Source organism: Halopelagius fulvigenes, from assembly GCF_055398025.1.
Window position 1 is genome coordinate 231,489 of the sequence record NZ_AP043844.1, and the last position, 21,074, is coordinate 252,562.

At 65.7% G+C, this 21,074-nt stretch carries 17 protein-coding genes; 10 read left to right on the forward strand and 7 right to left on the reverse strand.

What is annotated here, in order from left to right; all coding sequences use genetic code 11:
* The first annotated feature begins 109 nt into the window (after positions 1–109).
* The 3 genes from ACZ522_RS02560 to ACZ522_RS02570 all read left to right on the forward strand — a co-directional run bounded on the left by ACZ522_RS02560 (position 110) and on the right by ACZ522_RS02570 (position 3,957).
* Complete coding sequence (locus ACZ522_RS02560; RefSeq protein WP_379695156.1) at positions 110–1,309, forward strand: AGE family epimerase/isomerase; 1,200 nt, start codon at positions 110–112, stop codon at positions 1,307–1,309.
* A gap of 149 nt (positions 1,310–1,458) precedes the next feature.
* Positions 1,459–2,556 (forward strand): Gfo/Idh/MocA family protein, encoded by a 1,098-nt coding sequence (locus ACZ522_RS02565; protein WP_379695154.1) that lies wholly within the window; start codon positions 1,459–1,461, stop codon positions 2,554–2,556.
* A 174-nt stretch (positions 2,557–2,730) separates the two neighbouring features.
* Entirely contained in the window at positions 2,731–3,957 is a 1,227-nt protein-coding gene (locus tag ACZ522_RS02570; protein WP_379695152.1) for an iron-containing alcohol dehydrogenase family protein, read from the forward strand.
* 98 nt (positions 3,958–4,055) lie between these two features.
* Here the strand turns inward: ACZ522_RS02570 and ACZ522_RS02575 are convergent, their stop codons facing one another.
* Positions 4,056–4,829, reverse strand: coding sequence for an IclR family transcriptional regulator (locus ACZ522_RS02575; protein WP_379695150.1), 774 nt, complete (start codon positions 4,827–4,829; stop codon positions 4,056–4,058).
* 106 nt (positions 4,830–4,935) lie between these two features.
* Between ACZ522_RS02575 and ACZ522_RS02580 the strand changes: the two genes are divergently transcribed.
* The 4 genes from ACZ522_RS02580 to ACZ522_RS02595 all read left to right on the forward strand — a co-directional run bounded on the left by ACZ522_RS02580 (position 4,936) and on the right by ACZ522_RS02595 (position 9,678).
* Positions 4,936–6,276, forward strand: a complete 1,341-nt coding sequence (locus tag ACZ522_RS02580; protein WP_379695148.1) for an MmgE/PrpD family protein — start codon at positions 4,936–4,938, stop codon at positions 6,274–6,276.
* 48 nt (positions 6,277–6,324) lie between these two features.
* Positions 6,325–7,527, forward strand: a complete 1,203-nt coding sequence (locus tag ACZ522_RS02585; protein WP_379695146.1) for an acyl-CoA dehydrogenase family protein — start codon at positions 6,325–6,327, stop codon at positions 7,525–7,527.
* Positions 7,528–7,639: 112 nt separating this feature from the next.
* On the forward strand, positions 7,640–8,221 hold the full coding sequence (locus ACZ522_RS02590; RefSeq protein ID WP_379695144.1) for a MaoC family dehydratase: 582 nt from the start codon (positions 7,640–7,642) through the stop codon (positions 8,219–8,221).
* Positions 8,221–9,678: an acetyl-CoA hydrolase/transferase C-terminal domain-containing protein gene (locus ACZ522_RS02595; protein WP_379695142.1), complete on the forward strand. Its 1,458-nt coding sequence runs from the start codon at positions 8,221–8,223 to the stop codon at positions 9,676–9,678. Before ACZ522_RS02590 ends, ACZ522_RS02595 begins: the two co-directional genes overlap by 1 nt.
* A gap of 30 nt (positions 9,679–9,708) precedes the next feature.
* Here ACZ522_RS02595 and ACZ522_RS02600 read toward each other — a convergent pair whose 3' ends face one another.
* The 4 genes from ACZ522_RS02600 to ACZ522_RS02615 all read right to left on the reverse strand — a co-directional run bounded on the left by ACZ522_RS02600 (position 9,709) and on the right by ACZ522_RS02615 (position 14,055).
* Complete coding sequence (locus ACZ522_RS02600) at positions 9,709–10,317, reverse strand: DJ-1/PfpI family protein (protein WP_379695140.1); 609 nt, start codon at positions 10,315–10,317, stop codon at positions 9,709–9,711.
* Between the two features lie 165 nt (positions 10,318–10,482).
* Positions 10,483–10,863: a tautomerase family protein gene (locus ACZ522_RS02605; RefSeq protein WP_379695138.1), complete on the reverse strand. Its 381-nt coding sequence runs from the start codon at positions 10,861–10,863 to the stop codon at positions 10,483–10,485.
* Positions 10,864–10,928: 65 nt separating this feature from the next.
* Complete coding sequence (locus ACZ522_RS02610; RefSeq protein ID WP_379695136.1) at positions 10,929–12,119, reverse strand: MFS transporter; 1,191 nt, start codon at positions 12,117–12,119, stop codon at positions 10,929–10,931.
* Positions 12,120–12,822: 703 nt separating this feature from the next.
* Positions 12,823–14,055, reverse strand: coding sequence for a DolP-mannose mannosyltransferase (locus ACZ522_RS02615; RefSeq protein WP_464391752.1), 1,233 nt, complete (start codon positions 14,053–14,055; stop codon positions 12,823–12,825).
* A 533-nt stretch (positions 14,056–14,588) separates the two neighbouring features.
* Here ACZ522_RS02615 and ACZ522_RS02620 point away from each other — a divergent pair.
* Positions 14,589–15,188, forward strand: a complete 600-nt coding sequence (locus ACZ522_RS02620) for a hypothetical protein (protein WP_379695129.1) — start codon at positions 14,589–14,591, stop codon at positions 15,186–15,188.
* Positions 15,189–15,489: 301 nt separating this feature from the next.
* Positions 15,490–16,332 (forward strand): class 1 fructose-bisphosphatase, encoded by an 843-nt coding sequence (locus ACZ522_RS02625; RefSeq protein ID WP_379695127.1) that lies wholly within the window; start codon positions 15,490–15,492, stop codon positions 16,330–16,332.
* A gap of 746 nt (positions 16,333–17,078) precedes the next feature.
* On the opposite strand, the gene ACZ522_RS02630 is transcribed toward ACZ522_RS02625, so the two are convergent.
* Positions 17,079–17,453 carry a hypothetical protein gene (locus ACZ522_RS02630; RefSeq protein WP_379695125.1) on the reverse strand — a complete coding sequence of 125 codons (375 nt, stop codon included), beginning with the start codon at positions 17,451–17,453 and terminating at the stop codon, positions 17,079–17,081.
* Between the two features lie 183 nt (positions 17,454–17,636).
* Between ACZ522_RS02630 and ACZ522_RS02635 the strand changes: the two genes are divergently transcribed.
* Complete coding sequence (locus tag ACZ522_RS02635) at positions 17,637–18,569, forward strand: dihydrodipicolinate synthase family protein (protein WP_379695123.1); 933 nt, start codon at positions 17,637–17,639, stop codon at positions 18,567–18,569.
* A 481-nt stretch (positions 18,570–19,050) separates the two neighbouring features.
* Here the strand turns inward: ACZ522_RS02635 and ACZ522_RS02640 are convergent, their stop codons facing one another.
* Positions 19,051–20,997: a DUF8034 domain-containing protein gene (locus ACZ522_RS02640; protein ID WP_379695121.1), complete on the reverse strand. Its 1,947-nt coding sequence runs from the start codon at positions 20,995–20,997 to the stop codon at positions 19,051–19,053.
* Positions 20,998–21,074 lie beyond the last annotated feature (77 nt).

The window sequence follows — 21,074 nt, forward strand, 5'->3', positions numbered from 1 at the left end:
CCTGCTTCGCGTATTCCCTCCCTCCGCGACGCCGCCCACCGACGGCGACGAGCTTCCACGGCCCGCGACGGTGCGGTGTCTTTTTTGACCGCGGCGACGAGGTTCCGCTATGACAGACACGCCGTACCGAACGCCCGCGTGGTTGCGTCGGGACGCCCTCGGCGTCCTCGACTTCCACAGAGAGCGTTCGCTGGACGCCCACTTCGGCGGCTACACCGCACAGGTAAGCGACGTCGACGGGGCCGTCTACGACCAGCGAACGAAACACCTCGTCCCGACGGCGCGGTTCGTCTTCGGGTTCAGCGTCGGCAAACTTCTCGACGGTCCGGTCTGGTGCGAACCGGCCGCCGAACACGGCCTCGCGTACCTGCGAAACGTCGCGTACGACGCGGAACGCGACGGCTACGGCTGGCAGTTCGAGGGGCGCGAAGTCGTAGACGACACCCGGGCGACCTACGGCCACGCGTTCGTCCTCCTCGCGTACGCGACGGCCGCCCGCGCGGACATCGGCAACGTCGAACACCTCGTCACCGAGACGGCGGACCTCCTGGACGACCGGTTCTTCGAACCGGAACACGGCGCGTACGCGAGCAACCGAACGGCGGAGTGGGAACCGGTCGAACCGTCCTACCGTGGGCAGAACGCGAACATGCACGCCTGCGAGGCGTTGCTGGCGGCGTACGAGGCGGTCGGCGACGAACGCTGCCTCGAACGCGCGACGACCGTCGCGGAGAAGATAGCCCTCGACAGGGCAGACGCCGCCGACGGCTTGCTCTGGGAGCACTTCACCGAGGACTGGGAGGTCGATTGGGAGTACAACCGCGACCAGAAGGCCGACCTGTTCCGCCCGTGGGGCTACCAACCCGGCCACCTCCTGGAGTGGTCGAAACTGCTCGTCCAACTCGACGAACACGACGACGCCGACTGGTACCTCGACCGCGCGGAGCGATTCTTCGAGGCGGCCGTCGAGGACGGGTGGGACGACGAACGCGGCGGGTTCTACTACACGTTCGACCGCGACGGGTCGCCCATCGTCGAGGACAAGTACACGTGGGCGCTGGAGGAGGGTCTCGGCGCGGCCGCCCGCCTCGGCGCGGCCACCGGCGACGACGGCTACTGGGAGTGGTTCGACGCCATCCACGCCTACCTCGACGAGTACGCGACGAACCACTCGCTGGGCATCCGCTACGAACGCCTCACGCCCGACGGCGAACCCCACCCGACCATCGACGAGACGCCGAAGGTCAAGAGCGGCTACCACCACGTCAACTCCTGTTACGAGGCCCTGCGGGCGTTGGACGCCGTCTAGGCGAACCGGCGCGTTCGGCGCTTCTCTGGAGCGTCGGGCGTGAACCCGATTCGACGGTCCCGAGGACGCGACTGGGGATGTGGGGGCGTTCGCAGACGGTGTGTGAGACGAAATGACTATGTGTTGGGTCTGTCATGACGTAGACGGATATGAGCAGGTACACAGTCGCCGTCGTGGGAACCGGGGCCGACCCGAGCAATCCGACAGTCGAGGGGTTCGCCATGGGGTATCGACACGCAGAGGCGTACGCGACCGACGACCGCTGCGAACTCGTCGCGTGCGCGGACATCGTCCGCGAGAACGCCGAGGCGTTCGCGGAGACGTTCGGCGTGCCCGAGGCGGGCGTCTACGAGGACTACGAACGGATGATAGCGGAGGTGGAACCGGACGTGGTGAGCGTCTGCGTCCCGCCGAGTCTCCACCGCGACCTGGTGGTCGATTGCGCGCGAAGCGGCGTCGTTCGCGCCGTTCACTGCGAGAAGCCCATGGCCGACGCGTTGGCGGACGCCCGCGAGATGGTTCGGGAGTGCCGCGAGTGCGACGTGCAACTCACGTTCAACCGTCAGCGACGCTTCGGCGCGCCGTTCACGGAGGCGAAGCGTCTGCTCGACGAGGGGACGATCGGCGGCCTGACGCGCGTGGAGATCGGCTGGGGTGACTTCTACGACCTCGGCGCGCACACGGTGGACCTCGCGGGGATGTTCAACGACGAACACCCCGCCGAGTGGGTCATCGCGGCCCTCGACTACCGCGAGGAGGACCTCCGGTTCGGCTCCCACCAGGAGAACCAGATGTGGGCGCAGTGGCGGTACGAGAACGGCGTCTACGGCGTCCTCTCCTCGGGGAAGGGCGACGACTTCGTCGACGCGGCGTTCCTCCTCCGCGGCACCGAGGGGAACATTCGAATCGACGTCGAGGGCGGTCCGATGCTCGAACTCGAACGCGGCGGCGAACGCGAACCGATAGACGTCGGCACCGAAACGCTGCACCGCACGGGGACGGAGACGGACCGCTTCGGGTCGCACTTCCACGACCGGGCGGTCGCGGAGGTGTTCGACGCGCTCGACGAGGGGCGAGAGTCGGTTCTGAGCGGCCGTCTCGGCCTCAACACCGCGGAGATTCTGTTCGCGGGCTACGAGTCCGTCCGCCGCCGCGGCCGCGTGGACCTGCCGTTCGACGCCGACGACCACCCGTTCGAGGCGATGGTCGAGTCCGGCGAACTGTCGCCCGAACCGTCCGACGACTGAGGACGCGGCGCTTCGCTTTCGACTCCCCGTCTCGGAGGCCACCGACGCCCGATTTCCGTGAACATAGACGTGATTACACTTCTATGACTGTAACGCCCGTTCGATCCGCCCGCGACCTATCGCTACGAGCCTCCGCTCCGCGCTTTTATCCGGCCGACGAGTGTAACTCGGACAATGACCCCCGACGGCCCGCGGTTCGAGTTCGAGTACAGTCCCGGGAAGATACTCTGCGGCGAGGGGTGCGTGGCGGATCTCGGCGACGAACTCGCCCGACGGAATCTCTCGCGCGCGATGGTCGTCTCCGGGTCCACCGTCGGTTCGACGCCGGGCGTGATGGACCCCGTCCGCGACGGACTCGGGGACTCGTTGGTCGAACTGTTCGACGAGACGACGCCCGAGAAGTACCTGCGGACCGCAGTCGAGGGCGCGCGCGTCGCACGCGAGAACGACGTGGACGCTCTCGTCGCCGTCGGCGGCGGCAGCAGTCTGGACACGGCGAAGACGATGAGCGCACTCCTCTTGCACGACGCGCCGCCGGAGGAGACGGCCGAGGCGGCCATCGAGGAGGGAGCCGTTTCCGTCGCACCGGACGGCCGGCCGACGCCCGTCGCGGCCGTTCCGACGACGCTCGCGGGCGCGGACCTCTCGGTCATCGCGGGCGTGAAACTCACGCTCGACCCCGGAGAAGCGCCCGACCACGAACTCCCGAACGGGTCGGTCAGCGACCCCCGTCTGATGCCCGCGGCGATCTTTTACGACCCCGACCTCTACCGCACGACGCCCGCATCTGTCCTCGCCCCGTCGGCGATGAACGGCTTCAACAAGGGTGTGGAGATGCTGTACTCGCCGTACGCCACGCCCGTCACCGACGGGACGGCCGTCCGCGGCCTCCGACTCCTGCAGTCCGGCCTCGGAACGATTCGGGAGGACCCGATGGACGACGAACGACTGTTCGAGACGCTCTCCGGCGTCGTGAACGTCCAGTACGGCATCTCGACGCCCGGGCGGTACAAGGCCTCCGTCATCCACGCCTTTGGACACGGGTTCTCGCACGACTACGACGCTCACCAGGGGACGGTCCACGGCATCGTGACGCCGCACGTCCTGCGGTACGTCTTCGACCGCGCGGACGGTCGCCGCGACCTGTTGGCGGAGGCGTTCGACGTTCGAACCGACGACAAGACGGACGCCGAGGTGGCCGACGCAGTCGTCGAGGCCGTGGTCGGCGTCCGCGACAGTCTCGAACTCCCGTCCCGCCTGCGGGAGATAGACGGCCTCGAACGCGACCACCTCCCGAGCGTCGCGGAGGAGATTCGCGCGGACGGACTCATGGACGCCGCCCCCGAGGGAGTGGACCCGACGGCCGAGGAGATTCTGGAGATTCTCGAACGGGCGTGGTGAACGCCCCCAGTAGGGCCCCTTCCTCTGGGGCGAGGCGCGAACCGCGACCGCGACGCGCCCGAACGATCGTTACAGCCCTGTTCGATATCTTCGAACGACTACGAGTACGCGATGTTCAGTTCGAGTTCGTTCGCCGCGCCGAGGAGGAGGTTCGGCAACTCCTCTTCGAACCACTCGCCTTTCAGCCGGTGGGAGGGGCCGGAGACGCTGAGCGCGCCGATCACCTCCTCGTCCACGGAGACGGGCACCCCGACGGCGTTGAGTCCCTCGATGTTCTCCTGGCGGTTGAAGCTGTAGCCGCGTTCCCGGATTTCGTCGAGTTCGTCGCACAGAACCTCCGAGTCGGTTATCGTCTGCTCCGTCATCGGTTCGAACTCCGTCCGTTCGACGACTTCGAACAAGCGTTCCTCGGACAGTCCGGCGAGGATGGCCTTCCCGGCCGCCGTCGAGTGGAGGGGGATTCGGCTCCCGATTCCGGGGTCGGTCATGACCGCGCGTTCGCCCACCGACCGGCAGAGGTACACCGCCTCGCCGTGCTCTTCGACGAGGAACTGGGCGCGTTCGGCCGTCTCGTCGGCGATCTCGGCCACCTTGTCGCGGGCGAGCTTGTACCCCGGCTGGCGGTCCCGTGCCCGTTGCCCGAGGTCGAAAAAGCGGAGGCCAACGTGGTACCCGTCGGACTGTCGGACGACGTACCCCAGCGTCTCCAGCGTTCGGAGGTGCCGGTGGACCGTGCTCTTGGCGTAGTCCAACTCCGCGGTCACCTCCGTGACGGTCATCCCGCCACCGACCTTCAGACACTCCACGATGTCGAACATCGTCCGGGCCGAACGGACGGTGTCTACCTCCCCCGCGTCGTCTGGTTCGCTCATGGCGGGAGGGAGGCCTGGACGCACTAAAGTTTGTTCGATAACTTCGAACGACTGGCGGCCGGCGGAGAGCCAAACGCTTAACTGGCGAGGTGGGGGAGTAACTACCATGCCACCGGAGTCGCCCGAGCGACGCTTGAGCGAGTTCGCCGCCGAAGTCGAGTACGCCGACCTCTCCGAGGAGGTGCGAGAGACGGTGATTCGGGCGTTCGTCGATACGGTCGGCGTCACCCTCGCCGGAACCGTCGAGGGCGCGGGGGAGACGACGACGCGTTCGCTCTGCGTCGAACCGACGGACGCCGACGCGGCGACGCTGTTGGGAATCGACGCCGCGGAGCAACCCGCCCAAACCGCCCTCCGCGTCGGGACGGCCAGTCACGCTCTCGACTACGACGACCTGTCGTGGGCGCTCGACGGCCACCCCAGCGTGACGCTCGTCCCGCCCCTGTTGGCGTTGGCCGCCGAGGCGGACGCCGACGGGCGGGACCTGATAACCGCCTACGCCGCCGGATTCGAGGTGGAGTGCGCCGTCGCGGGGCCGATAAGCCCCGCCCACTACGAGGCTGGATGGCACGCCACCTCGACGTTCGGGACGTTCGGGGCCGCGGCGGCGGCGGCCAACCTCCTCGGTTTGGACGCCGAGACGACGGAGCGAGCGCTGAACGTCGCCGCCTCGATGCCCTCCGGGGTGAAGCGGAACTTCGGGTCGATGACGAAACCGTTGCACGCAGGGCTCTGTTCTCGGTCCGGGGTCACCGCCGCCCGCCTCGCCCGCGACGGCCTCACCGCCTCCGCGACGGCGATAAGCGGCGAACGCGGCTTCTGGGACCTGTACGGACCCGGCGAAGAGGGGGCCTTCGAACTCGGCGACGAGTGGGCGCTCGAAACCGAGGGCATCCACGTCAAAGCCTACCCCTGCTGTTACTTCACACACACGAGCATCGCCGCCACCGAGTCGCTGGTCGAGGAGGAGGGCATCGACCCCGACGAAATCGAGCGTATCGAGGTTCGGGCCGCGGGCGGCGCGGGCGACGCCCTCACCTACCCCGACCCCGACTCGGGACTCGAAGCGAAGTTCTCGATGGAACACGCCGTCGCCTGCGCCGCCGTCCGCGACAGGGTTGACCTCGCTGCGTTCGAGTCGCCCGCGATAGAGGACTCCGCCATCGCGGACCTGCGCGAACGCGTCGCGTTCGAGGTGGACGAGGGACTCGACTACGACTCCCACGAGGCGACGGTCCGAATCGTCGCCGCCGACGGGACGTCCGAACGCCGACAGGAGAACCCGCCGGGGACGCACGACAACCCCCTCTCGGCCGGCGAACTCCGGGCGAAGTTCGGCGAGTGCGCGGAACGCGCGCTTCCCGCCGAAGAGGCCGACAGACTCTACGACGTCGTGGCCCACCTCGACACCGTCGAGGACGTCGCCGACGCGCTTGCCGGCGAATAACAATCCGTGGCTTTAAGCGGGAGGTCGTCTCATACCAAGCTGACCCGAATGGTACGCAGAGACACGGTTCAGTTGACCGAGCAGCAGCGACGCGTGCGCGACTCCATCCGCGACATCTGCGCCGACTTCGACGCAGCGTACTGGCGCGAGTGTGACGCCAACGCCGAGTATCCGTCGGAGTTCGCGGACGCGTTAGCCGAGGACGGCTGGCTCGGCGCGCTCATCCCCGAGGAGTACGGCGGCATGGGCCTCTCCACGGAGGAAGTCGTCGTGATGCTGGGCGAGGTGGCCGCGAGCGGTGCCGGATTCAGCGGCGCGCAGTCCGTCCACGGCGCGATATACAACTCCGTCCCCCTCGTGAAGTACGGCGACGAGGCGATGAAAGAGGACCTCCTGCCGGAAGTCGCCGCCGGCGAGACGTCGATTCAGGCGTTCGGACTCACCGAACCCGACGCGGGGTCGGACTCGACGTCCCTCGCCACGCGGGCGGAGAAGGAGGGCGACGAGTACGTCGTCAACGGCGAGAAGATATGGATATCCCGGGTGGACGTGAGCGACTACCTCGTGTTGATGGCCCGGACGACGCCCCGCGAGGACGTCGAGAAGCGAACGCGCGGCATCTCGATGTTCCTCGTGGACTTGGAGGAGGCGTTCGACGCCGGCAGCCTCCACCTCTCGCGGATAGACAAGACGGCCAGCGAAATCGTCCACTCCTACGAGATGACGTTCGAGGACTTACGACTCGACGAGTCGGCGCTCATCGGCGAGGAGAGCAACGGCTTCTACCAGATGCTCGACGGCCTCAACGAGGAACGCCTCGTCATCGCCGCCGAGTGCGTCGGACTGGGCGAACTCGCCGTCGAGAGGGGCGCGGAGTACGCCGGCGAACGCGAGGTGTTCGGCCGCCCCGTCGGGCAGAACCAGTCGATCCAACACCCCCTCGCGGAGGCGTACGCCCGGCTGCAGGCGACCAAGCAGATGGTGTACAGCGCCGCGGAAGCCGCCGAACGCGACGGCGACGCCAAGGCCGTCGGCGCGCGGGCGAACATGTCGAAGTTCCTCGCGGCCGACGCCGCCTTCGACGCCGCCGACGCGGCGGTCCAGACCCACGGCGGGTTCGGCATCGCCCGCGAGTACGACGTGGAGCGATACCTCCGCGAGGCGCGGCTCGCGCGGTTGGTGCCGATAACGCAGCAACTCGTCCTCAACTTCGTCGCCGAGAACGAGTTGGACCTCCCGCGTTCGTACTGACGACGAATCGGCCGACGACGGGGGCGAACGAACGGACCGACAACGAACGTACAAGCGACGAACCGACCGACGACGAACGCACCAGCGACGAACACACCCGCGACACACCACCATGACAGAAGAACACGACGCGAACGGAACCGACGAGGAACGCGAGCGACGACTGGTCGAAGGCTGGCAGGGCCGCTACTACGAGGACTTCGAGGTCGGCGACATCTACAAGCACCCGTACGGGCGGACGGTGACCGAGACGGACAACGTCTGGTTCACGAACCTGACGATGAACCTCAACCCGATGCACTTCAACGAGGCGTACGCCGCCGAGACGGAGTTCGGCGAACGCCTCGTGGACGGCACGTTCGTCATCGCCCTCACCGTGGGGATGAGCGTCATCGACGTCTCCGCGAACGCCACCGCCAACCTCGGCTACGACGACATCCGCCACCACGCGCCGGTGTACCACGGCGACACCATCTTCGCGGAGAGCGAGGTTATCCACAAGCGCGAGAGCGAGTCCCGCGACCACGTGGGCATGGTCACGACCGAACTCCGCGCGTACAATCAGGACGACGAACTCGTCCTCTCCTTGGAGCGGACGCCGATGGTGCTGAAACGCGAGTACGCCCAACCCTCGGCGGCGCAACCGACCGGGTGGCCCGAAGGAATCGGGACGCAACCGGAGGAGTTGGAGTAGTGAGCCTCGAGAGTCGTATCGAGGGCGACGTTCCGGTGACCGACGCGGAGACGGCGACCGACGCCGTCGGCGACGACGCGACGCTTCTGGTCAGCGGGTTCGGGAGCGTCGGCTACCCGAAGGCCGTCCCGAGGGCGTTGGCCGAGTCGGGGCGGGACCTCTCGCTCACGGTCGTAAGCGGCGGGAGCGTCGGCGAGGAGATAGACGTGGCGCTGGTCGAGTCCGACTCGATGGAGCGCCGCTTCCCGTTTCAGGCGCGGCCGGCGGTTCAGGAGGCGATAAACGAGGGCCGCGTCGCCTTCGGCGACCGGCACATCTCGTCGCTCGGCGACGAGGTGCAGTACGGCGGACTGGTCGACTCCGAGGACGCCGTCGCGGTCATCGAAGCCGTCGCCGTCGGGGAGGATTGGCTCGTCCCCTCCACGTCCATCGGCACGACGCCCGCCTACGTCGAAGCGGCCGACCGGTTGATCGTGGAGGTGAACGCGGCGCAACCGCGTTCCCTCGAAGCGTTCCACGACGTCTACCGGCCGGGGAAACCGCCGAACCGCGAGCCGATACCGATGACCGACCCCGGCGAGCGAATCGGCGGGTCCCGCGTCGAGTTCGACCCCGAGAAACTCGTCGCCGTGGTCGAAACCGACGGCCGCGACGCCCCCTACGAGTTCCGCGACCCGACCGAGGACGACCTGACCATCGCGGAGAACCTCGGGACGTTCTTGGAGGCCGAAGTCGAGCGCTCACCCCTGTTCGAGGAGTCCATCCGCCTGCAGTTCGGCGTCGGCAGCCTCGGAAACGCGCTGATGGGCGCACTCGGCGGCGCAGACTTCGGCGACAGGGACCTCGTGTACTTCGGCGAGGTGATACAGGACGGCCTCTTGGACCTGCTGGACGAGGGCGAACTGCGCTCGGCGAGTGCGACGTCGCTCGCACTCTCGACGGAGGGGCAGGACCGCCTCTTCGAGAACGCCGACCGCTACGCCGAAGATATCATCCTCCGCCCCGGCGACCTCTCGAACAGTCCGACGCTCATCGACCGCTTCGGCGTCGTCGCCGTCAACAGCGCCGTCGAGGTGGACGTGTACGGCCACGTCAACTCCACGAACGTCGGCGGGTCGCAAATCATAAGCGGCGTCGGCGGGAGCGGCGACTTCACGCGCAACGCGCCCCTCTCCGTCGTCGCCCTCCCCTCGACCGCCGCGGGGGGCGACATCTCCCGAATCGTCCCGATGGCCCCGCACGTGGACCACACGGAACACGACTTGGACGTGGTCGTCACGGAACAGGGCGTCGCCGACCTGCGGGGCACCTCCCCCCGCGAACGGGCGAGACTCCTCGTCGAGAACTGCGCACACCCCGACTTCCGCGGGGACCTGCGCGCCTATCTCGACCGCGCGGCCGAACGCGGCGGACACATCCCCCACGACCTGCACTCCGCCTTCTCGTGGGAGGAGTGAGGGACCGACCGCGGTCACCGACCCCTGACGCTACGTTTCTTCGCCGCGGTGGACCGATCCCCGACGCTCGTACTCCATGCGTTCGGCGACGGCGGCGGCGACGTCCGCGCCGAACTCGCGTTCGACGAGGTGGAGAGCGAGGTCCAACCCCGAGGTGACGCCGCCCACGGTCACCACGTCGCCGTCGTCTACGACTCGCGCCTCGACGACCGTCGCCCCCGACTCGCGCAAGTCGTCCACCGCGCCGCGGTGCGTCGTCGCCGGGCGACCGTCGGTGATGCCCGCCCGCGCCATCAGCATCCCGCCGGTACAGACGCCGGCGATAGCCGCTCCGTCGTCGTGCAGTCGGCGAATCGCCGCCGGGATGTCGCCCCTCTCGGCCTCCGCCCGCGCGCCCGTCTCCCCGCGGGCGTTCCACCTGCCGCCGGGGACGACCAACAGGTCGGGCGAGACGTCGTCGAGGCGGGCGTCCGAACCGAGTTCGAGGCCGTGACTCGCCGTCACGGTCGGCGCGCCGTCGAGCGTACAGAGCGTGACCGTCAGGTCCGCACCTTCGGCGGCGGCGTTCTCGAACACTTCGAACGGAGCGACCGCGTCGAGTTCGTCCACGCCGTCGAAGAGAACGATCGCGATGTCCATGGTACCGGTCCGCAGGCGACCGAAAAAACAGTTGCGCGTCGCGTCGCTACTTCCCTTCGGCTTCGCCCGCCTTCGGCACCGAATCGCCGGAGAAGCCGAACGCGCCCTTGAGCGCCGCGATCGGGCTCGGCCGACCGGTCGCCGCACCGGCAGTCGCGGCGTCGGTTACCCCTCGTCGGGGGACCACTCGCCGCCGACGCGGTCCGCGCCCATGAGTTGGTCGCCGTCGTGTTCGGTGAACGCGACTTTCAGGTTCGGACGCGGTACCGCCCACGACTCGCAGAGCCAATCGACGACGGCGACGGCGAACGCCCGCCGCCGTTCGAACGACCGGCCCCGCCGAACGTCGGCGTCCAACACGGCTATCGGTCCCTCGACGGCCCGACCGATGGACATCGCCGTCGACGGATGCTCCCGGACGGCGACGGCGACGTGGCCGGCCGTCGTCGCCATCTCCTCGGTGTAGATGTCGGTGAGCGTCTCCGTCGCCTCCCGTCGTTCCTCCGCGGTGAGGTCGGCCGTCGTATCGAGTGCGAGATACGGCATCGGGCGGACGGACGCGCCCGCCGGTGTTAGTTGTACTCCTGTTCCTCGCACTCGCGCCTCCGCGCTCAGTCCGCGGCGGCGGTGACGTTCTCCGGCGGTTCGGTGAGGATGACTCGGACGACGAACCCAGCGCCGACGAGTGCAAGCGCCGCGAGCATGAGCCAACTCCACCGGTAGCCGACGGCGTCCGAGAGGTAGCCGAACGCCGGCGGCGCGAAGAGCGCACCCGACGTGAGCGCCAACTGCCCGCCGCCCGTCGCGCCGCCCATCTCGTCCGCCGAGACGAGCGTCGCCATACAGGAGTAGTAGACCCCGGTGAACCCGAGGACGAAGAAGCCGAGGATGACGAACGCCGCCGTGGCGAGCGTCGTCCCCTCGACGAAGGCGACGCCGACGAACAGCGCCGCGCTGGCGAGCGACTGGACGAGCAGAATCGAGCCGATTCGGCGGCGAGGCTCGCCCGGGAGCGCGTCGCTCAACCACCCCGTGACGACCCGCCCGGCGCTTCCGGACACCTGTAGTGCCGCGAGGACGATACCGCCGAAGGCGACGGACGCGCCCACCGACTCGTCGATGTAGAGTATCGTGTATCCGGTGGTGGTGAACAGGCCCGCGCCGAGGCAGACGCCGGCGGCGGCGAGCGAGCGGTACGGTCGATTCCCGAGCAGTCGGCCGAAGTCGGGGTAGCTCGCCTCCTCGGCGCTGCCGGATCCGCGGTAGACGAACCAGAACGCCACCGCGACGGCCAACCCGCTCGCCGCCGCGGCGTAGAAGCCCACCTCCCAGTACAGCACGCCGGCGATGCCGGTGACGAGCAGCGCACTCGCCCCGCTTCCGGCGGTGACGCCGACCTGTTTCACTCCGACGGCGAGGTTCTGCCGTCCGGGCGGCGTGCTGTCGAAGATCGCCTTGTTCGTCCCTGGCATCGCCGTCCCGTAGAGCGACCCGAGCAGGAACGCGCTGACGAGCAACGCGGGGTACGACCACGCCTGCGCGACGAAAATCGATCCGAGGGAGAGTCCGAGCAAGCCGACGGTGAGCGTTCGGTGTTCGCCGAACCGGTCCGTGAGCGCTCCCAGGGGGAGCAGAAACACCGCGTACCCGAGGGTGAGCGACGTGACGACCAACCCGACGGCCGCCCCCGAGAGTCCGAACTGGTCGCGGAAGAACGGCGTCGCCGCGAACACCGCATAGTAGCAGATGCTCGCGGCCAACTGCCAGACGAAGATCAGCGATACGACTCGGTAGATACCCATTCTCGACGGGACTGTTCTCGGCCAGACCCTAAAACCGTCGGGTTCCGGAACGAGCGTCCGCCCCTCGTATCGACTCAGCCGCCTCGCTTGCCTGCCCGGGAAGATTCAGCGGACAGCTTCGCCCCTCCCGCACAAAAGCGTCCTCTCCCGGCGAAACCGGTGCGAGAAAGAGAGTGATAGCACATTTGCGAATATAATTTATCATACGACGACAGTCGGGTCGTTCGACGTGGGAATTGTACTATAATATCTACACTAGAAAATAAGAGCAGTAGTCGCCTTTCTTCACAGTAAGTTAGTTGTATACCCTTATATCTTGACTAGTTCTATCTCGGCAGAAAACGCAACTGTTTACTCATCCAATTAAATGTGTGTGCACTGTGCTGTCCGGCGCAAATTCTACTCGGTGAGAGACGCACAGAACTCGCCGACGCCGGAATATCCCCCGCCCTCTCCGCGCACTATCCGTCTCCGGGGTATTACACCTGTATTCCTGTAACACACGAATCTATTAGTCGGACTACGAAATTCCAGCGTGACTGGAATTCCTCCTCCGCTCGTCACCGAGCAATGGGCGTTCGGTGCCGGTTCCGGCGGAGTCGAACCAGCGACGGTCGGGAGGCCGTCGAGTTGCGAGACGACCGTTCCGCTACGAGGAGAAGTAGTGCACTACCGAAACACGCGAGACGGTCGAAAACGGGGGTCAGCCGCTTCCGAGAGCTTTTCGCGCGGTTGCGAAGTCCATGCAGCTCTGCCCGGAGTACGGTTTCGTCTTTTCGAGCCACTGAACCTCCATCACGGAGAGTCGGTAGTGGCACGTCGAGGGTTCGATGCGGTTCCAGTAGATGTACCGGACTTCGGGCACGGAACCGACCGCTTCCACCTCCTCGGCCCGGTCGTTCGTCTGCAGGTCTTCCATGGGGACCGGGCCCGGCGTTTCGACGGGCGAGAACACGAGTCCGAGGCTTCCCAACAGGACGATGTTCACGACGAGAACGGCCGCGATCGCGCCGCCGAGGTACCGTCGTCGACGGGCGTCGTCGAGACGCGCGGCGACGACACCGACGCCGATAGCGAGGAACCCCAAGCACGGAATCAGGTCCGTGTACCCGCCGACCTCGAAATCGACGAAGAGGATGAAGAATCCGAACCATGCCCCTCCGGCGAGAATCCACCACTCGTCCCGTCCGATAGGGTCGTTCCGGTCGGTCAGAACGTCCACCGCGACTCTGACGAGGCCGGCCGCGCCGAGAAGGACGAACGGTGAGGCCCACTTGAAGTGGATGACGCCGCCGGCGAGACGGTTCAGGAGCGGCGTCGATTCACCCACCGTCAGCGGGACGAGGACGGCCTGTACCAGCATCTCCGACGTCGAGTTCCAGAGGAGGTACACCGGTAACAGCATCGCGGCGGTGAACGCGACGCCGCCGGCGACGGTGCGAACGAGGTTCGTCCGGTCGCCGTCTCTGAGGGCCATGCCGACGACGAGACACGGGAAGATAATCGCCGCCTGCCAGTACCCGACGCTGGCCGCGGCGGCCGCACCGCTGAGCGCGGGATACCCGCGGGTGTAGGCGTAAATCGCCACTAATCCCGCGAACAGTACCATGTACTTCGCTTTGAAGCCGTAAGCCGGCCGAACCAAGAACCCCGGCAGGAGGAACATCGAGAATCCCGCGATGGACGCGGCGAACCGGTCGCGCGTGGAGTGCCAGACGAGGGCGGCGACGAGCCCCACGATGCTGCAGGCGACGACCATCATCAGCAGCACGCTCAGGAGGTGGAGGAGATACACGTCACCCCCCGCGAGGAGGGCGAGGATCCCGGTCGTCTCGAACGAGAGCGGGGGTTTCACCTCCCACGCGTCCGCGTACAGGCGGGCACCTCTCGTCAGGAACCAGCCGATGTGCTGGAATATCCCCGCGTCGGGCGTCATCGGCGGTCGAGCGCTTCCGAGCGTGATGTCGAACAAAAAGTATAGCTCTACGACTCCGGCAGTCAGAACCGGGAGAGCGAACCAATGGTCGAGAGGAGCGAAGGCGGGCAACCACTCCAAGCTCAGAGCGGCGTCCAAGTGTTTCCTGCTCACGACTCCCCGTACAGATTCGTTTGTATTAATAACGGAGACTATAACTCGTAAACGGGTCCCTGAGGTGAGGATAATGCGACATTAATCCGGTCAGCTGTGCGGATATTGGGTAAAACCGTCAGACGGAGACGCCGTGCGTCTGACGCAAAACTTCAGGAACCGCTTCGTCACCGTTCAGTGCGCTGGTACTTCGAGTTCTGCGAATCGGAGTTAGTCGATTCGTACGGACCCCTGTTCGGCAGTACCAGGTAGTCTCTCGGTATCGCGAGGCGTTCTTACTGCCTTTCTCCTCGTGATGAAGGACCCGTCCGTCGCGGATTACGTTCGCTAGTCGGACCAGAATCGCCATACTACCGGGCTTCGCACCACGGTTCGTTGCAATGAGCAAGGGACAACCAAGTCGGGTTGACGAAGCGACGTGTAACTCTACGACACGGCGACGACTCCTGAAAGGGACGCTCGGTGCGGCGGCAACGGTCGCTGCCGTTCCCGCCCTGGGTGGCGTTGCGGCGGCGCACTTCCCGGTCGAACTCGACATCGATGTTCAGCCCGGAAACGAGGAGAACTTCCTCGACGCGGCGGAACACGAGTCGGTGTCGGTCGCCGTACACCCTTCCGAGTTCCTCGGCAGCGACGGCGAACGCACGACGTTCAACCCCGCCGACGAATCCGTCCGCTATCGGTTCGGTTCGCGGTTTACCCTCCAGAAGGGAGAGGGTGCACGACCCCTCGACGAGGGAGAGATTACTCGAGTCGAAGGCGCGTCCGGCGAGAGTCATGAGATGCTCGTTCTACGCTTCCCGGTCGACGACACTGGATTCGACGGCGGGGAGGAGACGGGATGGCTCTACTGGGAACGCGACGAAGACGGACATCACGGCTACGCCGGGTTCGACTCTGTTAGGGTCTACGGGACCGAGACCCTGAATTCAGACTTACTCGAGCTATTCAAACGAAAGCTCGGCGCGGAGGATAACTGAGGAGGCTACCAACAGATCATGCTGTCGAGCACTGACTCCGATACGGATTCAGCATGACCACTGCACGGCTAGTTCGGTCACGTTGCACTGACGAACTCTCGGAAGGAGACGCTACGTACGCATCGGGGTGTCGGTCTCACTACTGAGACCACCGCATCTGTATCGTACTATGGGATATACGTCGAGTGCAGGAGGAGGGAAGAACACTCTCGGCGAAGAGGCTCACGCCAGTCGACCCCGCAAAGTCGGTCCTGGCAGAACAGCCATGTACCTCTACCGCGAACGGGAACTAACTACCCACATGGACTCAACCGACTGGCTCATCGAGTCGATTGCGGAGGCGACCGGGACCGTCAGGACGCACCTCCACGACCACCGGAACAAGACCGGCGCGACGAACCCGACCGGCGACGAGCAGATCGACGCCGACGACTGGGTGGACGGCGTGTTCTACGACGCGTTGACCGGGACGGACGCGGTCGGCGCGTACGCCAGCGAGGAGCGTTCCGACGTCGTCGACGTCGGCGAGGGCTACGGGGTCAGCATCGACCCCCTCGACGGGTCGTCGAACCTGCTCTCGAACTCCGTCACCGGTACGATACTCGGCGTGTACGACGCACCACTTCCCGCCCGGGGCCGGGACCTCGTCGCGGCGGTACTGGTGCTCTACGGGTCGTACACCACGGCGACGGTCGCGACCGACGACGGCGTGACTCGGTACGTCCTCTCGGACGGCGAAGCCGTGGACAGCGAACCGGTTTCGCTTCCGGACGACCCGGACATCTACGGCTACGCAGGTAACCGGAGGGAGTTGTCGGACGAACTGCTCTCGACGCTCGACGAGTTGGGGAAGGCGTACAAACTCCGATACAGCGGTGCGATGGTCGCCGACGCCGCGCAACTCCTCACCCACGGGGGCGTACTCACGTACCCCAGTCGCGATTCCGCGCCCTCCGGTGACCTCAGACTGCAGTACGAGTCGAACCCGGTGGCGTACATCGTCGAACGCGCCGGCGGAGCGTCCTCCGACGGGTCGCAGTCGATACTCGACGTCTCGCCCACTGAACTCCACCAGTCGGTCCCGACGGTGCTTGGGTCGCCGGAACTGGTCGAACGCGTGGCGGCGATCGACAGCAGTTCGTAGAACCGTCTCTCCGTCGTCGGTCAGGCCGCGTGTCGAAGACCCGTATTTCTGTGAATCCCAGCGAGATTCTTCTAAACTGCGTCGGCCATCCTCCTCGACGTCTCTAACCCCCCATCTCGCCTGCAGTAAACGTTCGGTATCGGGGTACGGCATCGCCCCGCCCAAACCCACTTGGGCTTAATAAACTAAGCCCAAGTGAGATACTGAGATTCTGATTCTAGTGATACGGCCCCGCTACCCGTCGAATCTTTGCCTTCCTCCGTTTCAGAGCATGTCATGTATCTTATTTCGCTATATCAAATTTAAGGACGTAATGAATCCACTGCGAACGCGAAGCAGAACACCCCTACTCGAAGGTATCAGATGCCGTCACCGTCTAAGAGAGCAGTTCGACTATCGCGTTACGGTGCACGACGACGATCGTGGACGAAACGATGAGGAGCAGAAGGTCCAGAAGAACGGCGTTTTCAGAGACGAGTTTGATTGGAGAACGTAGTCTATCAGATAGACCTCAGCGGCGTCGTTCCCCATCGCAGGCATCACCAGCACTAGTATTGAAGCGACCATTCCCTCGATAGCTCCGAAAGAATCGAGGTTCTTTACTCGGGCGTTACACGGGACGCAATACGGGAGCGGTCCCTAAATCGATGAGAGCCTTCTTCGCTAGTATATTAGCCGCTACTCGGCGAGCGAACACGTTCATCGTTCTTCGACCGGATTTCCGAGCGCTTACGACAGAGAGAACGCTACTCGTGGTATTCGGCCAACTCCTCCGGGTTCCCCTTCGAGTCCCAGATCTGCATCAGAACGTCGGCGAACACTTCGGTCCGTTCGGGGACGCCCGACTCCGTCGGTTCCATCGACGCGTCGGCGACGCGTTCGGCGTACCCGCCGCCGAACGGCAGTCCGTCCATCGCCTCGCGGACCTCGAACGTGAACGTCCGGTCGTCGTCCGTCTCGACCCACGGGACCGACGCCGCGCGCTTATCGTACTCGATGGTGTAGGACTCGCCGCCGACGAGGTCGTACACGTCCGAGAGCGACCCGACGTCGAGACGCCGATCCTCGACGGCGAGGAACACCGATTCGTCCTCGATTCGAATGTGAGCCTGATTCGACATACTCGAAGATACGACCGACGGTACAAGAACGTTTGCCGGCGGCGTACGGGACCAGGGGGGCGAATTTCTCGCCCGTCGGCGACGGGACGGAACGCGGCCACCGTCGGGAGAGTGCGCCGTCTCCGAGCGGACTGCCTAGAGACCCAAGTATTATGTGGGTGCTACGCGTCGTTCCACCGAAGCATGCGAGAGAGCTACAAGCAAGTAAAAGACGCTATCAAAGGCGGAGTCATCCCGGCGACCGTCACTCCACTGACGCCCGACCTCGAAGTCGCGGAGGACGACCTGTACGGACACATCCGTAATCTCACCTCCACGGACGGCATCGTCGCCACCGTCGCGAACGCTCACTCCGGCGAATGCAAGATGTCTCCCCCGGAGGACAAGGAACGAGTCATCGAAATCCACCAGGAAGCCTCCGAGGATGCGATGGTGTTCTCGGGCATCCACGGCGAGAGTACCGCCATGGCCGTCGAAGAGGCGAAGCGAGCCGAAGCGGCCGGCGCGGACGCCCTCATGCCCGTCCCCATCGACGTCTACAGCCACGGCGACCCCAACATAATCGTTGAGTACTACAGCGACATCGCCGACGCCGTGGACATCCCCCTCATCGCCTTCCAGTTCGGCAACTTCGGCGACATCGCCCAACCGGTCAGCGCCTACGTCGAACTCTGTAAACTGGACGGCGTGGTCGCCCTCAAAAACGCCACCTTCGACGTCACCCGCTACGAGGAGACGGTTCGCGCGCTCGAACCCTACCGCGACGAGTTCACCCTCATGACCGGCGAGGACGTGTTCCTCTATCACTCCTACCTCCTCGGAGCCGAAACCGCCCTCATCTCCTACGCCAACCTTATTCCCGACATGCACGTCGAGAAACTCCGCGCCGTCCGCGAGGGCGAGATAGAGCGCGCGAGGGAACTCCGCTCGGAGATGCTCCCGCTCACGAACTTCCTGTTCGGCGAACCGGTTGGCCGCAACCGCAACCGCATCAAAGCCGCACTCCAGATGCAGGGCGTCTTCGAACACGACACCGTCCGTCCCCCCGCCCAGACCCTCGACCCGGAGGAACGCGACCACCTCCGCGAAATCCTCCAGGACATGGACCGCCTGTAAGCACCGATAGACGCGCCCGACAGTCCGCGTCTCCGCCTTTTCGGCCGCTCAACGCTCGAAGGAGTGCGAGCATCGCCCGAGCCTCGTGGCCTCACTCGCCGTCGAACGACGCTCAGATAGGCTTCGCGGTCCAGGCACGGAACGCCTCCCTTCACCGTCCCGTCGGTGGAAGTCAGCGAGTCACCCCACATCGTTCCCGAGGGGGGAACGGTAGCGTTACAGTCCTAATGATGTAATCCATTATCGGGTAACGGTGTTCTCCTCGGAAAAGTCAAGATACGTCGTATACGGAAAGAGGAGACTGGTTCCCTCTAGGGGAACAGTTTCGGGGTCAAAGTCCGGTTCGCCCTCGGGTATCGGGCCGGAATCGCCGCCGTCCGGCGGACGGAGGAACGCGTAACGATGTTCTCTGACGACAGGTCACGCGGGCGACCGTTCCCCGCACGGGAACGAATACGACGAAGAAAACATCCGCCGTCGCCTACCGAGCGGAGTCCCACGGAAGGGCGTAACTTGGGTCGTTCGCGAAGCGGTCGAGCTCCGCTGTCACGGAGATTCGGCTTCCGCTGGGGAGTTGAACCCGTACCGCGTTCGACTCGCCGGACTCGAGGGCGTCTCTCCCGTTCGCGTCGCCGCCCGCGTCTCCGACGCCCACGCGGTTGCCGTCGGTTTCGACCGACTCGAACCGGTGTTCGCCGTACGCGCCCGCCTGTACGACCAGTTCCTCGTTCGTCCCTCCGGCGTTGACGAGGGTGAGTTCGATTCCCTCCCGCGAGACGTCCTCTACGAGTGCGGCGACGCCCTCGGGGAGTCCCGGCCGTTCCCGGCGAGCGTCGAAGTGCCGAACCTGCGCCATGACGAGGCCGCCGTAGTAGACGGGCTGAGGCGCGCCCATCGTGAGTTGGAGCAACGCCTTGTGGAAGACGGGGTTCCGGTCGCGGAGGTAGTCCTCGTCTACCGTGGTCGGTTCGTTCCCCTCCGCCTCCATGAGGTCCAGTCGCTCTTGGACGTGTTCGCGGGTCGCTTCGAGAATCCGGTCGGGGTAATCCGGGAACTCGCCGTCGAGGTACGCAAGCCACGCGTACTCGTGGCCGTCGCCGTGCTTCGTGGAGGCCCGGGGGTCGACCCGCTTCCAGTCGCGCTTCCCCCAGTCGCGGAGCCGACGTACCCGCTCTCTGTCCTCGTCACTCATCGACATGTACCAGAGGTGGACGGCGTACGGGTCGTCCGTGTGCGGTTGGAACTCGTACCAGCCGTCGCGCCAGAGAACCTCCCCGTCGTCCTCCGTGAGGACGCCCGAGGCGTCGTAGTGGTAGTCACCCTCCCCGCCGTGCTTGTGCGGGATGTAGAGCGTGCTGTGGACGTCGTCCTCTCGCACCTCGATTCCGTTCTCCACGAGGACGTCGAGTTGCGACCGGGGGAACTCGAGGTACTCCCGGTCGCCCTCCAGCAGAACCGCGTTCTCCGCAGCGACGGTGGGGCCGATGCCGACGTAGTGCCATCCGCCCCACGACCACCCGTAGTAGCCGCCGTACCACGAACCGTCGGTGTACTCGCCTATCTCTCCGGACCGACCGACGTTGTCGGGAATTATCCCGCCGTTCTCCGCCGTTCGCTCCCGCCACGCCGCGAGGTAGTCGGTGACCCACTCGCGGTACCTGTCGTCGCCCGTGTGGAGGTACGCGTTCGTGAACAGGCTCGTGGCGTTGAGGTTGAGCGGGATGTCCCCCTTCGAGCACCGGTCGTTCAACACCTCGAACAGTCGCTCCTCGTTGTCCGGGTCCAGAAGGTCGGCGGCCTCGTCGAACTCCAAGTCCCGCCACGGAAGCCCGTGTCGCGCCCAGCGGTAGTCGGCGCCGTACGGGTGGTGCTCGTACGCGGAGAAATCGCAGTAGTCGGGGCCCATGCTCCCGTTCATCGGACCGCGAATCAGTCGCTTCTCGCCGTCGTAGTTGTTCGCGTCGGCGGTGGCGGAGTAGAGATTCGCGAATCGCTCGGCGCGGTCCACGACCGTCTCGTCGTCGGGGGCCGCGAGACCCATGTTGTACGTGTAGAGGTTCCCCTCCCCCATGTGGAACCAGTCCCGGCACTGCTCGAACTCGTCTACGACCATCGGGTGACCGAACGGCGTCTCCATGTTCGCCCCGCGTTCGAGTGCCGCCTCGTACACGCGTCGGGCGTGGTCGAGGACTCGTTCGTCGCCGCCCATCGCGTACAGCAACGGCCAGTTGTAGAACCCCTCGACCACGTCGTCGAAGCCGTCGACGCCGACGTGGTCCTCCGGCGGCCAGAACGGTTCGCCCTCCGGACCGGTGTAGTCCGCGACGAATCGGTCGGTGACGCTCGCCACCAGGTCGAACAACTCGCGTTGTCGGCGCGCCCAGGACGGCACGCTCGACGCATCGACGGTCGCTTCTAGTTCGAGCATGCTCTCATCGGTGCTGTCGGTCCGCTGTATCGGTCGGTATCGTTTGTCACGGTCAGTTCGGGTGCTCGTTGCGGTAC

Coding starts and splice junctions, on each gene's coding strand:
- ACZ522_RS02610 (WP_379695136.1), bottom strand. CDS start 12,119: ATGGGTATCTACCGAGTCGTATCGCTGATCTTCGTCTGGCAGTTGGCC.
- ACZ522_RS02625 (WP_379695127.1), top strand. CDS start 15,490: ATGGACTCAACCGACTGGCTCATCGAGTCGATTGCGGAGGCGACCGGG.
- ACZ522_RS02630 (WP_379695125.1), bottom strand. CDS start 17,453: ATGTCGAATCAGGCTCACATTCGAATCGAGGACGAATCGGTGTTCCTC.
- ACZ522_RS02590 (WP_379695144.1), top strand. CDS start 7,640: ATGACAGAAGAACACGACGCGAACGGAACCGACGAGGAACGCGAGCGA.
- ACZ522_RS02560 (WP_379695156.1), top strand. CDS start 110: ATGACAGACACGCCGTACCGAACGCCCGCGTGGTTGCGTCGGGACGCC.
- ACZ522_RS02600 (WP_379695140.1), bottom strand. CDS start 10,317: ATGGACATCGCGATCGTTCTCTTCGACGGCGTGGACGAACTCGACGCG.
- ACZ522_RS02570 (WP_379695152.1), top strand. CDS start 2,731: ATGACCCCCGACGGCCCGCGGTTCGAGTTCGAGTACAGTCCCGGGAAG.
- ACZ522_RS02585 (WP_379695146.1), top strand. CDS start 6,325: ATGGTACGCAGAGACACGGTTCAGTTGACCGAGCAGCAGCGACGCGTG.
- ACZ522_RS02620 (WP_379695129.1), top strand. CDS start 14,589: ATGAGCAAGGGACAACCAAGTCGGGTTGACGAAGCGACGTGTAACTCT.
- ACZ522_RS02615 (WP_464391752.1), bottom strand. CDS start 14,055: ATGACGCCCGACGCGGGGATATTCCAGCACATCGGCTGGTTCCTGACG.
- ACZ522_RS02605 (WP_379695138.1), bottom strand. CDS start 10,863: ATGCCGTATCTCGCACTCGATACGACGGCCGACCTCACCGCGGAGGAA.
- ACZ522_RS02635 (WP_379695123.1), top strand. CDS start 17,637: ATGCGAGAGAGCTACAAGCAAGTAAAAGACGCTATCAAAGGCGGAGTC.
- ACZ522_RS02565 (WP_379695154.1), top strand. CDS start 1,459: ATGAGCAGGTACACAGTCGCCGTCGTGGGAACCGGGGCCGACCCGAGC.
- ACZ522_RS02580 (WP_379695148.1), top strand. CDS start 4,936: ATGCCACCGGAGTCGCCCGAGCGACGCTTGAGCGAGTTCGCCGCCGAA.
- ACZ522_RS02575 (WP_379695150.1), bottom strand. CDS start 4,829: ATGAGCGAACCAGACGACGCGGGGGAGGTAGACACCGTCCGTTCGGCC.
- ACZ522_RS02640 (WP_379695121.1), bottom strand. CDS start 20,997: ATGCTCGAACTAGAAGCGACCGTCGATGCGTCGAGCGTGCCGTCCTGG.